Genomic DNA, 12669 nt, shown 5'->3' on the forward strand with positions numbered 1-12669 from the left:
TACATTCACTACTACAACCACCACCGGCTCAAGCTCAAACTAAAAGGCCTGAGCCCGGTGGAGTACCGAACTCAGGCCTTGAGCCGCTAACATTCGACTGTCCAACTTCTTGGGGTCAGTTCAGTATGGGCTGCCGGTTTTTTTGTCTTGCCGGGTTTAGGGCAGCGCAAAGTCGGGTGCTGTATACCTTCGTATATTTCCCTCATCCCAATGGCAGTGGCATGCACCCCAAAGGCCACTGGCGATCCCGCCAAGGGCCTGCGAGAATTCTTCCTGCCGTCGCGAAAGACCCGCGCTTTCAGCTTGTGATGACGCTCCGCCTTGCGCCATGTACCGACTCGGCGATTGCCGCCGATGTGCACTTCAGTTGCTGAAGCCAAGACATGGGCACCCCCAAACGTTCAACTGGAGAAAAGCCATGGACCCCGATCCTGAGCCTGCAATGCGCTGCTACCAGCGCCACCTCCCTCTGACCACCCCCCACCGGGCACGCAGCCCAAGGCCATCGCGCATCTAAATGCATGAGAAGCCTTGGCGGCGCGCTGCCCCAAGGAGATCCTCATGCTGTTCTTCCACTCCCCCTCCAGCGCGCTGCTGCAGCGCGTGATCCGCGCCGCTGTGGCATCGGACGCCCCATCGGCGCTGTCTGCCTTTCTGGCATCGCAGGGCGACAAGCCCTTTGCGCAGGCGCTATCGGGACTTTCCGGGCCAGTCATTGCCGACGCACTCTCCAAGTTGCCCGCTAGGGACCGCGCGCGGGTGCTATCCCGTTTGAGCCGCGTGGCCCGCAACCGTCTGCAGGGCTTGGATCGGCCTGCACGATTGGCGGCTTACCGGCCATCGGGCCGTGCCCATGCTCTGTACTGGCTATTTGGCCATCAGGCAGATCTGCCTGCAGGTCGCAATGCTGCGAGCACCCGCCGTTAATCCTTGACGCTGGGTGCTGCCACACGCAGCGCCTACTGCTTTTCTTTCCAACCTGCCATCCTGACAGCCCTAGGCACGCAATGTGTGTGCCCTCGGCTGGGCAGGGCTGTGCCAACCTGGACGCACCATGACATATCCCCAACACCCTTCGCCCGGTGGATCAACACCGCCTGTCAGTACCGAGCTGGGCTTGCACAGCCTTGTCTGGAGCCGGCCCGCACGCCGCCCCTTTACGGCGCCGCAAAAGCGGCCTCGGCAATGGTCGCGGTATGAGCGCCTGTCGTTTTCGATGCTGGGCGTCACCTGGGGCATCTTGGTGCTCGCCGTGGCGGCGCTGCATCTTGGCAACTACCACCTGGATACCAAGACCTCTTCCACCTCGGGCTCGCACTCTGGGTTTTATGAAAGCGCGAAGTCGCTCAAATCCGATACCCCCGCACAGGAGTCTTCGCGATGAATATGCCACACCGACCTGATCTTTTGCAGCCAGCAGCCGGTGCCGAGCTGGAAGCCTTGCCCCGGTGGCTGCGAATCCGTGCCGATGAGCCCCGCAAGCTTGCAAGCATCAAGCAGAGCCTGGGCCTGGATATTGCATACGGCCTGCAGCGCAACCTGAGCCAGGATGGCGAATTCAGCTACTTTGCAATCACCTTTCTAGGCCTTGAGCAGGGCCGCAGAAAAGCCAGCCGCGTCATCTTTGTGCTCGGCCAAGGCATGCTGGTATCGCTGGAGCCCAGCACCGCGCCGCAGGCGCTCGAGACGGCGCAAACCAGGCTGGCGCGCCAAGGGCATGCCATGCCCGCATTTGAGAGCTTTGCCGTGGTGCTGCAGGCCATCAATGATGCGACGGACGAGCTACTGGACTCGCTCAACAGCGACTTGGGCCGGGTGCTGGTGCAAACCAATTCGGTATTGAACAGCCTGGAGGCGCGGAACCGCGATTTTGGGGTGAGCGATGTGGTCTCGGCCCAGCTGGATCTGGGCGAGGTCGAAGAGCTGCTGTCTGATTGCCTGGAGAGCCAGCTGCAGCTGGCGCTGGCAGCCCGCCATGCATTGGCGCGCATGCCCCAGGCCGATGCCGCAGTGCAGGCGCTGTTTGCGAGCCTGGTCGAAGACATTGAAGCGGTCGAGGACCATGTGAGCTTTGTGCATGACCGCGTACGCTTGCTGCAGACCACGAACAACATGGCGCTGAACGTCAAGCAAAACCAGATCGTCAAGGTGTTCTCGGTTGTCACGGCGGTGTTTCTGCCGGCGATGCTGATCTCCACCTACTACAGCATGAATGTGGCCCGGATGCCCATCCTGGAGTGGCAATACGGCGAGCCCATCACCATCGCGCTGACGGCAGGGCTGGCGTTGCTGCCGCTGCTGTATGTCAAACACCGTGGCTGGCTGCGCTGAGCGCAAGGCCCAGCCCGCCATCTGCCCCAAAACCCGGAGTATTCCCATGCCGCCAACGACTGACAAAACCCACTTCAGCTACACCACGCTCAACCGCAACCTGGAAGGTTTGGTCTGGAATGCTGACCTGAGCCTGCAGGATGCGAGCGAGGCCGCATCACAACGCCGCCAGGCCATCAACGCGGCGCGAGCCAGCCGTCCGCGCACCGCGCAGATCGAGCGCGAAATCATGATCGCGGTGATCGTGCTGTATGCGCTCATTCTGGGCAGCTTTGCCGCTCTGCATCTGTATGGCGGCTATGTGCTGGACCAGCAGGAACAGGCCACGCAGGCTGCCGCATGGACCGCGCCGGACGCGGAAGCCAAGCCCGAGGTGCTGCCATGAGCGAGGACCGCATCAACCCCCATGCCGCTGGCGGCCTGATGGCGGCGCGTCTGGCCAAAGCCGGCTGGCAGCGGCTCAATACGCAGCAAGCTGAGCCGCTGGCCGCCGCGCAGCGCATGCATGGCCTGGATCTGTCCTCGGCACGCGGCCGTGCCGCGATGGAAGAGGGCGATTTCATCGTCATCCCGGTGGAGCTCGTGATCTGCCAGGACGGAGAGTTCCGGGAGACGGTCGTCATCTTTGCGCTGGGCAAGGACCGGCTCATCAGTGTGGAGCAAGGCCTGCAGCTGCAGGCGCTGGACCGGGCCAGTGAGCAGCTGTTTGCGTCCCTGGCTGATGGCGGTGTCCTGGATCCCTGCACGATGATGTTTTGCATGCTTGAAGCGCTCAACGACGCAGCCCATGCCAGCTTGCGCGATATTGCGGCGCGGCTGGATGAGCGCAGCGATGCCGTGGCGGCGGCCAGCGGCGGCTTTGACACCGCCAAGCGCCAGGCGGGGGTGGCCGATATTGCCGGCACCGCCATGGCCTTGGGAGAGGCGGAAGAGCTGGTCGCCAAGGCGGTGGAGGGCCAGCTGATGCTGGCGCGCGCAGGCCGCTGGCTGCGGCGTGCGGCAGGCGATGGGCGTTTGGGGCCGCGTTTGCCAGTGCTGCTGTCCGACATCCACAGCCTGCGCCGCTATGCCCGGTTTCAGCACGACAAGATCCGCAACCTGCAGCAATCCTTGATGACCACCTTGGATATCAAGCAAAACCAGGTCATCAAGGTCTTCACCGTAGTGACCGCCGTGTTTACGCCGCCCACCTTGGTTGCTGCCTTCTACGGGCAGAACTTTGCCTATATGCCCGAGCTGGGACTGCCTTGGGGTGAGTGGATGGTCATGGGGCTCACAGGGCTGTTTGCGCTGATGCCGCTGGCCTATATCAAACGCAAGGGGTGGATGCGATGACTTGGGACACAAACTTGCCGCTATGGATGCGGCTGCAGGCCGCCAGCCCCCAGGCGCTGCACGACCTGGGTAGAGACCATGGCCTGGACCTGCTGCCGACCACGGCGCCAAGCCAAAGGGGCGCTGGCGCGGCGATGCGCATCCGCTGCGCGCGCGTTCAGGACGGGCGGGTGCTGCTGGCCGATATGCTCTGGCACCAGTCTGCGGATGCGAAACCGCTCTACACGGTCGAGACGGGGCAGCGCATGCTGCGCCCTGGCCAGGCACAGCAGCGCTTCCAGGCCCAGGGCCTGCCGGCGGGCAGTGCGCATGCGGTCGCCCTGGTGCTGCTGCACCAGTTGCTGGGCCAGACGGGTCTGGTGCTGGACCGGATTGACGCGGGGCTGACGACGACGATGCGATCGCTGCGCAGCTTTCAGCTGACGGTCGGCACGCCCGGCACCCGGGGGGCCGAAGACCTGACCGATGTCGACAGCGATCTGGCGATGCTCAACCGGCCTCTTTCGGTGGTGCTGGAGGCACTGGATGACCTGGCGCAGGCGGCCAGGCAGCTGCGGCGCAGTGTGTTGCAGGGCTCGCAGCTGGAGCGCAGCCATGTTGATGCGCTGCTGGCAGAGATCGACAGCGTGCAACGGCGTGGCCGCTTTATGCTGGAGCGGCAGCGCTTTCAGCGCCAGGCGGCCGAGGAGACCGTGGCCATGAGCGACCTGAATGTGACCAAGGTGTTCAGCGTGCTCTGGGCGGCGTTTATCCCCGGCACGGCCCTGATCAACTGGTACGGCCAGAACTTTCGGGTGATGCCCGAGCTGTCCTGGCCGGGCTCCTTGTGGATGCAGTTGCTGGCCGTCCTGGTGCTGACCGCGATCCCCGTCTGGATGGTCAAACAATCGGGCACCTTGCGATGACGGATCCAGCACCAGCATCCCATCGGTTGTTTTTGCACCATTGCCTAAGCAAGCGTTTGCCCTTTATCTTCCACCTGCCTCATTTCCACCAGCCAGGCCGCAGCGCCAGTCGCGCGATGCGACAGCGCTCCGGCCCAGCCACGACTGAGCAAGCAATGTCCATATTGTTTTTTCCATTGATCGTCTCGCGCTTGGCCGAGCTTCGTCAGCCAACTATTTGCCAGACTTTGTCCAGCGGCGCTGCTCTGCTGGCCGCCGTGGTGGCCATGCCGGCCCAGGCGCAAACCCATGTGCGCCTCTATGGCACCGTCGATGCGGCCATCAGTTCCTCCCGGGTGAGCGGCGGGCCAAGCGTCAAAGGCCTGTTGAGCGGGGGCCAGTCGGACTCGCTCTGGGGCCTGCAGGGCCGTGAGGCACTGGGCGGCGACAGCTATGCAGTCTTTGCGCTGGAGGGCGGCCTGGATGTGGCCCACGGCGCACCCGATGACCCGGCGAGGCCGTTCAACTACCAGTCCTGGGTGGGAGTGGGCAACGCCAGCCTGGGCGAGCTGCGTCTGGGGCGCCAGTACACCGTCGGCCAGGCCTTTGTCAGCGCGATCGAAGTGGGGGCCTGGCGCGACTTTGGCGTCGGTGCCTTGCTGCGGGCCTCGGACAACTACCAGGTGTCCAAGCAGATCAGCTGGCGCAGCCCGCAGTGGAGCGGTGTGCAACTGGGCGCCAGTTACAGCTTGGATGCGGGCGATGCGCCAGCTGCAGATGCGAGCGGTTGCGACAGCAACAAGCTCTACAGTTTGGCGCTGCGCTATGAGCAAGGCCCCTGGCTGCTGGCCGCGAGCTGGGAACAAGCCAGCGCCCTGCATCTGGACGCCCTGGGAGGCCAGCGCCCCAGCGCCGCGCAACTGGGTGCCAGCTACAACTTTGGGGTGGCGCGCCTGGCAGCGGGCTGGAGCCGCCAGCGCAATGGCTTTGTCGGGCGCAATGGCGGCGATGGCCCGGCGCAGTTGCAGGCGGCCGGGCTCAAAGGCCTGGGGCCTGCCGAGTTCATCGATGGCGGCCGGCTGGACGCGGTCTATCTGGCCGCGTCGGTGCCCTTGGGCCGTGGCGAGCTCCAGATGCAGTGGTCGCAGGCAAAGCCTAATTGGGATTGGCAGGCCAGCGGCGCGCGCGCCAAGACCAGCCAGGTGATGTCGCTGGGCTACATCTACCCACTGTCGCTGCGCACCAGCCTGTATGCCTTTGCCGCCCATGGCCGGGCCTATGCGATGGATACGGCGCTGGATGCCAGCCAACCTTCGGTCAGCCAGGTGGCCTTTGGGCTGAACACCCGTTTCTGATGCAGCGGGTCTTTGTTTCTGCTGGCGGCGGGCGTGGTAGCCTTTGGCGATTCCTGCCACCCCTTGCTGCCTTGTTTCCGATGAAGACCCAGTCCCAGCCCACCCAGCCCCGCCGCCGCCGAGTCCTGCATTTGACGGCCATGGTGCTGGCGCTGGCGCTGCTGTTTCTGCTCGACACGGCGACGCGTTACGAGGTGGCGGTGTCGGTGTTCTACACCGTGATCATTCTGGCGATGGCCCATGTACTGGCATGGCGTGGGCTGGCCCTGCTCTCGGGCTGCTGCATTGCCTTGACCTGGCTGAGCTTTTTCATCACCAGCTATGGCGACCAGCGTGCGGGCCAGATCAATATGCTCATCAGCACGGTGGCGATTCTGATCACCGGCTACCTGGCCTGCAGGGCAGAACTGGCACGCGCGGCGGCCCATGAGGCCCAGGCCAGGCTGCTGCGCATCTCGCGCATCCACAGCCTGGAGGGTCTGACCACCTCGATCGCGCATGAGCTGAACCAGCCCTTGGCGGCCATCGTCACCAGCGGCCACGCCTGCCAGCGTTGGATGGAGCAGGACCCGCCCAACCTGGACAAGGCCCGCCAGGCGCTGCAGCGCATTCTGGGCGATGCGGACCGGGCCAGCGGCATCATTGCGCGGGTGCGCAAGCTAAGAAGGGCGAGCCGGCCAGTACCCGGCCCTTTGTCTTCAATGCCGCCGTGCGTGAGGTGCTGGCGCTGTCGCAGGCCGAGATGCAGCGGCTGGACATCGCGATGCGTGCCGACCTGGCCCCCGGGCTGCCGCTGGCGCTGGCCGATCCGGTGCAGGTCCAGCAGGTCATCGCCAACCTGGTGCTCAATGCGATGGAGGCCACGGCCCTGGTCGATGTCGCGCGCCGCACCATCCTGGTGGAATCGCTGCAGCTGCAGGACAAGCTGGTGTTTCGGGTATCGGATGGCGGCCCGGGCCTGCCCGCCGGTGCGCAGGAGCAGGTGTTTGAACCCTTCTGGACCACCAAGCACGAGGGCATCGGCGTGGGGCTCAGCATCAGCCGCAGCATTGTTGAGGCCAATGGCGGCCATATCTGGGCGGAAGCCCAGCCATCCCATGGGGCAGTGTTTGCATTCAGCGTACCGGCAGCGCCGGAGGAGGGCGAGGCATGAGCGACGCCGCCATGGTCTATGTGGTCGATGACGACAACTCGGTGCGCGCCGCGCTAGAGGATTTGCTCGCATCGGTCGGCCTTCCGGTGCGGGCCTTTGCGTCGGCCGCCGCGTTTTTGGCGCAGCCGCTGGCCGATGTGCCCGGCTGCCTGGTGCTGGATGTGCGCATGCCGGGGCTGAGCGGCATTGAGTTCCAGCGCCAGATGCAGACCCTGGGCTTGCAGTTGCCGGTGGTCTTCATCACCGGCCATGGCGATATTGCGATGGGTGTCAAAGCCATCAAGAACGGTGCCATCGACTTTCTGGCCAAGCCTTTTCGGGACCAGGACCTGCTGGACGCCATCCACCAAGGGATTGCGCAAGACCGCGCCCGGCGCCTGGAAGATGCCGACCGGGCCGACATCCAGGGCCACTGGCAGAGCTTGAGTGATGGTGAGCGCGAGGTGGTGCTGCTGGTGGTGCAGGGCCTGTTGAACAAACAGGTGGCGCACCAGTTGCAGCTCAGCGAGGTGACGGTCAAGGTGCGGCGTGGCAATGCGATGCGCAAGCTGCAGCTGACATCGCTGGCCGACTTGGTGCGCCTCACCGAGAAGCTGGCTGTTTAGCGCTTCTCCGCCAGGGCGGTGCCTGGCCAGAGGGGAGGCGACTCTGAAGCCAGCCTTACGCCATGTTGGCGGCATGGGTGTTTGCAGAAAGACAGTTGCTATATATTTGATAGCTTGAAAACCATGTCAGCGATGATAAGATACGCGTTTTCGCTTGTAAATGATGTGCCTGCGTGTAGGCGGCCTCCGTATGCGCTGCGTGTGACGGTGGTTTGGTCTTAACATGCTGCACCTGCCTTTGCTGCATTGCGGCATAGTCTGCCTGCGGCGGACCCTGCGCCATCCGGCGGGCTTGGGAATTTATCGACAGAACTGAGAAAGATCAGCAGGCGGCGCAGCCTTGACGTGCGCCTCCGGCTTGAGCAACACATTACATGCTGGTTCCATTTTTGATTATGTTGCGCGAGGGCATCGAGGCCGCGCTGATCGTTGGCATCATTGCCAGTTTCCTTCGCCACACAGGCCGCGCACGCCTGATGCCCGCTGTCTGGGCGGGCGTGTTTCTCGCGCTGGGTCTGTCGCTGTTTGTGGGCGCAGGCCTGCAGTGGATGGCAGCCGAGTTTCCGCAAAAGCAGCAGGAGCTGTTTGAAGGCCTGGTCGGCTTTATCGCGGTCGGCATGCTCACCGGCATGGTGTTCTGGATGCGCAAGGCCTCGCGCTCGATCAAGGGCGAGTTGCAGGCCTCGGTCGACAAGGCGCTCAGCACCTCGGGCAGTGCCAGCTGGGCGCTGATCGGCATGGTCTTCCTGGCGGTGGCGCGTGAAGGCGTCGAATCCGTCTTCTTCCTGCTGGCCATCTTCCAGCAAAGCTCGGGCTGGAGCGCAGCGGCTGGCGCCTTCCTCGGCGTGGCGCTTTCCGTGCTGCTGGGCATTGGTCTCTACAAAGGCGGCGTGCGCATCAATCTGCGCCAGTTCTTCCGCTACACCGGTATCTTTATCCTGGTTGTGGCCGCTGGCCTGCTCGCCGGCGCGGTGCGCCGCCTGCATGAGGCCGGCGTCTGGAACCAGCTGCAGCAAGTCGTGTTCGACAGCAGTGGTGTGTTGCCTGAAGACAGCCCGCTGGGCGTGATTCTGGGCGGCCTGCTGGGCTATATGCATGCGCCGGTCGTCGGCGAAGTGCTGGCCTGGGCGCTGTACCTGGCCGTGACCTTGGTGATGTTCTTCTGGCCGGTCAAGGCGGCACCTGCGGTGGCGGGCGCACCTGCTGCGCCAAGCCCTGCCGCTGCGTCGGCTGCTGTGTCCGCTGCCGAGCCTGCGCCCCGTCTGGGCCCGGTGGTGCTGGGCAGTGTGGTCGTGTTCCTGCTGGGTGCCGCTGCCTTCTGGCAGGCATCGACGGCGCCGCATGCCAGCGGTGCTGCTGCGGGTAGCGCCACCTCGGCCGATGGTGTGCCGGTGGTGACCATTGAAATCAACCAGGGCACCTGCACCCCCAATGCGGTGACGGTGCCGGCAGGCAAGGTGATCTTCCGCATCGTCAACCAATCGCAGCGCGCGCTGGAATGGGAAATTCTGGACGGCGTGATGGTGCTCGAAGAGCGCGAGAACATTCTGCCCGGCATGACGCAGCAGCTGAGCGCACGCCTGGTGCCCGGCAACTACGAGATGACCTGCGGCCTGCTCAACGCCGCGCGCGGCAGCCTGACGGTGACGACCTCGGATGCCTTCAAGGCCGAGGCCGCCAAGCCGCCAGTGACCGCCTTCCTGGGCGCACTGGCCGAATACCAGGTCTACATGCTGACCGAGACGGCCAGCCTGCAAGAGATGGTGGATGCGCTGCAGCAGCGCCTGGCCCACCCGCTGGAAGCCGGTGCCACCTCGCCCGATGGCTACCCCGCCGATGCCCAGCAACTGGCAGCGCTGGCGCGCGGCCAGTACCAAAAGCTGGCCCCGCTGGCGGTGCAGTACGGTGATTTGAATGCCCGCATCGATGCGCGTGCTGCAGACTTTGCATTGCGCGACAAGGACCCGGCCTTTGTGGGGCTGCAGCGCATTGCCGCTGGCCTGCAAGCGGGTGAGGCGGCAGAGCAGCTGCTGCCACTGGCCACCAGCCTGCAGCAGGATGTGCAGCAACTGGCCCAGCGCCTGGGCGATGCCGCCCTGCAACCCCAGTCGATTGCCGCTGCTGCGGCCAAGGCGCTGGAGCGTGCCTCCACCCTGATCCCGGGCGAGGCGACCACGCCCGAGCAGGGCCGGGCGGTGCTGCAGTTTGTCTATGGCACTTGGGCGGCCGCCAACAAGGCGCAGCAAGTGTTGGGCCCGGTATTGACCAATGCCAACCCGGCCTTGAACCAGCAGCTGCAAGACAGCCTGGCCAAGCTGCGCCAGCGCATGGAAGAGCTGGGCGTGCCCGCCGATGACAGCCAGGTGGCCGACATTGCCGGCAGCGCGCTGAACCCGGTGCAGTGCCAGAACCTGGCACAGGCGCTCTACCAGACTTCGCAAAGCATGGCCAAGGTCAATGCAGCGCTGGGCTTGCAGCCCTAAACTTTCCGCCTTCTATTTCTACAAATAACATACAGAAAGCACCACATGTCTTTGTTCAAGAACAGGAACGAGTCTCAATCCATCGCCCAGGACGGCACCAACCCATCGCGCCGCCGCTGGCTGGGTGAGGCCGCTGGCGTCATGGGCGCCGGCGTGCTGGCCGGCATGCCCGCGCGCCAGGCCCTGGCTGCCGAGGATGCCTCGCCTGGCAACACCCAGGTGGCCGATGCGCCCCATACCAGTGTGTCGCAGCAACGCGTGCCGTTTTACGGCAAGCACCAGGCCGGTATCGTCACGCCCCGGCCGCTGGCCGGCATGTTGGTCAGCTTCGATGTGCTGGCCAGCAACCAGGCGGAGCTCGAGCGCCTGTTCAAAACCCTGACCGAGCGCATCCACTTTCTGACCCAGGGCGGCGCCCAGCCGGTGCTCGACCCCAAGCTGCCGCCCGCAGGCTCGGGTATTCTGGGCCCGGTGGTGCAGCCCGATGCGCTGACGGTGACGGTAGGTGTGGGCCACAGCCTGTTTGATGGCCGCTTTGGTCTGAAGGACCAATTGCCCAAGCGCCTCACCCCCATGCAGCAGCACCCCAATGATGCGCTGCAGTCTGCGCTCTGCCATGGCGATCTGTCGATCCAGTTCTGCGCCAACACGCCTGATACCAATATCCATGCGCTGCGTGACATCATCAAGAACCTGCCCGATCTGCTGATGGTGCGCTGGAAGCAGGAGGGCTCGGTGCCGCCGATCCCCGCCGCTGCGGGCCAGCCGGCAGAGAGCGCGCGCAACTTCCTGGGTTTCCGCGATGGCTCGGCCAACCCCCAATCCGATGACGATGCGATGATGCGCCGCATCGTCTGGGTGCAGCCCGAGTCCGACGAGCCCGCCTGGGCCGCTGGTGGCAGCTACCAGGCGGTGCGCATCATCCGCAATTTTGTCGAGCGCTGGGACCGCACGCCGCTGGGCGAGCAAGAGGCCATCATGGGCCGCGACAAGGACAGCGGCGCACCGCTGGATGCGCGCAAGAAGACTGAGCACGACACGCCGGACTATGCGGCCGATCCCGAAGGCAAGAAGACCCCGATGGACGCCCATATCCGCCTGGCCAACCCGCGCAACCATGGCAGCGAAGCCAACCTGATCCTGCGCCGCCCCTTCAACTACTCGAATGGCGTGACCAAGTCCGGCCAGCTGGAGATGGGCCTGCTGTTCATCTGCTACCAGGCTGATCTGGAAAAAGGCTTTGTCACGGTGCAAAAGCGCCTGGATGGCGAGCCGCTCGAAGAATACATCAAGCCCATTGGCGGCGGCTTTTTCTATGTGCTGCCCGGCGTGGCCGATGCCAATGACTGGCTGGGCCGTGGCCTGCTGGCCGCTGCCGCCAAGAAGGCCTGATCCCGTTTCCTAACCAGCCACTAGTGTCTGTACTGCAAGGCCTGGGCGCGTCCATCTTCCTGAAGGACGCCAACCTGGGTTTGGCATTGGGATACTGGAAGCCAAAAATTATCAATCTAACAGTATCTAGGAGTTCTCGTATGTCCATGCGTCGCCAATTCTTGCAAGGCCTGCTGCTGGCCGGCAGTGCCAGCGTCATCCCCCTGTCCAGCTGGGCGGCAGAAGGCGTGTCTGCGCTGGAGCTGGTCAAGCCACTGGCGGAGTACAAGCTGTACGTCAACAACAACCTGCGCGAGCTGGTCAAGGGCGTGCAGGCCTTCACCGATGCGGTCAAGGCCGGCAAGGTCGAAGAGGCCAAGAAGATGTATGCCACCGTGCGCCGCCCATACGAGCGCATCGAGCCGATTGCCGAGCTGTTTGCCGATCTGGACAAGAGCATGGACTCGCGCGCCGATGACCATGAGAAGGCAGAGAAGGACCCGGGCTTCACCGGCTTCCACCGCATCGAATACGGCCTCTGGGTTGAAAAAAGCACCAAGGGCCTGACCCCATTTGCCGACAAGCTGCTGGCCGATGCCAAGGAGCTGCAAAAGCGCGTGAGCGGCCTGACCTTCCCGCCCGAGAAGGTAGTGGGCGGCGCAGCCGTGCTGATGGAAGAGGTGGCAGCCACCAAGATCTCGGGTGAAGAAGAGCGCTACAGCCACACCGACCTGGACGACTTCCAAGCCAACTTCGAAGGTGCGGACAAGATTTTCGAACTGCTGCGCCCCCTGGTCGAGAAGAAGGACAAGGCCTTTGTCGAAAAGACCGCGTCGAACTTCAAGACCGTGTTCGACATCCTGGCCAAGTACCGCAAGCCCGATGGCAGCTTTGAGCTGTACACCAAGCTGAATGAGGCCGACCGCAAGATCCTGGCCGGCCGCGTCAACACGCTAGCCGAAGACTTGTCCAAGCTGCGCGGCATGCTCGGCCTGAACTGATAGCGCCCTCAGGCTGCTGAACGATGAACCGCTCCTGTGCAAGGGGCGGTTTTTTTAGGTTCATCGCTGAATTCCGTGGATGACTGGCGAACGCTTGAGTACCCTAAGGCCTGATTCAACGGCAATCAGGAGGAACAAGTGCTCGACCGCA

The 12669-nt window shown here is 64.1% G+C and carries 13 protein-coding genes and 1 pseudogene; all 14 read left to right on the forward strand.

What is annotated here, in order from left to right; genetic code table 11:
- Positions 1–90, forward strand: a 90-nt coding sequence (locus EDF71_RS24415; protein ID WP_133859117.1) for an IS3 family transposase, incomplete at its 5' end; no start/stop codon positions are given.
- Between the two features lie 471 nt (positions 91–561).
- Positions 562–927: a hypothetical protein gene (locus tag EDF71_RS24420; protein WP_133859118.1), complete on the forward strand. Its 366-nt coding sequence runs from the start codon at positions 562–564 to the stop codon at positions 925–927.
- Positions 928–1054: 127 nt separating this feature from the next.
- The gene (locus EDF71_RS24425) at positions 1055–1384 is read left to right on the forward strand and encodes a hypothetical protein (protein WP_133859119.1); all 330 of its coding nucleotides are present in this window, start codon (positions 1055–1057) and stop codon (positions 1382–1384) included.
- Positions 1381–2331 carry a CorA family divalent cation transporter gene (locus EDF71_RS24430; RefSeq protein WP_243854449.1) on the forward strand — a complete coding sequence of 317 codons (951 nt, stop codon included), beginning with the start codon at positions 1381–1383 and terminating at the stop codon, positions 2329–2331. Before EDF71_RS24425 ends, EDF71_RS24430 begins: the two co-directional genes overlap by 4 nt.
- Before the next feature lie 46 nt (positions 2332–2377).
- Positions 2378–2716 carry a hypothetical protein gene (locus tag EDF71_RS24435; protein ID WP_208301132.1) on the forward strand — a complete coding sequence of 113 codons (339 nt, stop codon included), beginning with the start codon at positions 2378–2380 and terminating at the stop codon, positions 2714–2716.
- Positions 2713–3666: a CorA family divalent cation transporter gene (locus EDF71_RS24440; RefSeq protein ID WP_133859120.1), complete on the forward strand. Its 954-nt coding sequence runs from the start codon at positions 2713–2715 to the stop codon at positions 3664–3666. The genes EDF71_RS24435 and EDF71_RS24440 overlap by 4 nt, the downstream gene beginning before the upstream one ends.
- Positions 3663–4571, forward strand: a complete 909-nt coding sequence (locus tag EDF71_RS24445) for a CorA family divalent cation transporter (protein ID WP_133859121.1) — start codon at positions 3663–3665, stop codon at positions 4569–4571. Before EDF71_RS24440 ends, EDF71_RS24445 begins: the two co-directional genes overlap by 4 nt.
- Before the next feature lie 155 nt (positions 4572–4726).
- Entirely contained in the window at positions 4727–5905 is a 1179-nt protein-coding gene (locus EDF71_RS24450) for a porin (protein ID WP_166656643.1), read from the forward strand.
- A gap of 350 nt (positions 5906–6255) precedes the next feature.
- Positions 6256–6513: pseudogene (locus EDF71_RS25510) on the forward strand (histidine kinase dimerization/phospho-acceptor domain-containing protein); the annotation flags it as partial.
- 101 nt (positions 6514–6614) lie between these two features.
- Entirely contained in the window at positions 6615–7058 is a 444-nt protein-coding gene (locus EDF71_RS25515; protein WP_243854450.1) for an ATP-binding protein, read from the forward strand.
- Positions 7055–7663: a response regulator gene (locus EDF71_RS24460; RefSeq protein ID WP_133859123.1), complete on the forward strand. Its 609-nt coding sequence runs from the start codon at positions 7055–7057 to the stop codon at positions 7661–7663. The genes EDF71_RS25515 and EDF71_RS24460 overlap by 4 nt, the downstream gene beginning before the upstream one ends.
- A 374-nt stretch (positions 7664–8037) precedes the next feature.
- On the forward strand, positions 8038–10146 hold the full coding sequence (efeU, locus tag EDF71_RS25235) for an iron uptake transporter permease EfeU (protein ID WP_166656644.1): 2109 nt from the start codon (positions 8038–8040) through the stop codon (positions 10144–10146).
- A 45-nt stretch (positions 10147–10191) separates the two neighbouring features.
- Complete coding sequence (gene efeB, locus EDF71_RS24470; protein ID WP_133859124.1) at positions 10192–11538, forward strand: iron uptake transporter deferrochelatase/peroxidase subunit; 1347 nt, start codon at positions 10192–10194, stop codon at positions 11536–11538.
- 140 nt (positions 11539–11678) lie between these two features.
- Complete coding sequence (efeO, locus tag EDF71_RS24475) at positions 11679–12518, forward strand: iron uptake system protein EfeO (RefSeq protein WP_202883117.1); 840 nt, start codon at positions 11679–11681, stop codon at positions 12516–12518.
- Positions 12519–12669 lie beyond the last annotated feature (151 nt).

The sequence above is a fragment of the Comamonas sp. JUb58 genome (genome assembly GCF_004364775.1).
In the GTDB taxonomy this organism is placed as follows: domain Bacteria; phylum Pseudomonadota; class Gammaproteobacteria; order Burkholderiales; family Burkholderiaceae_C; genus Comamonas.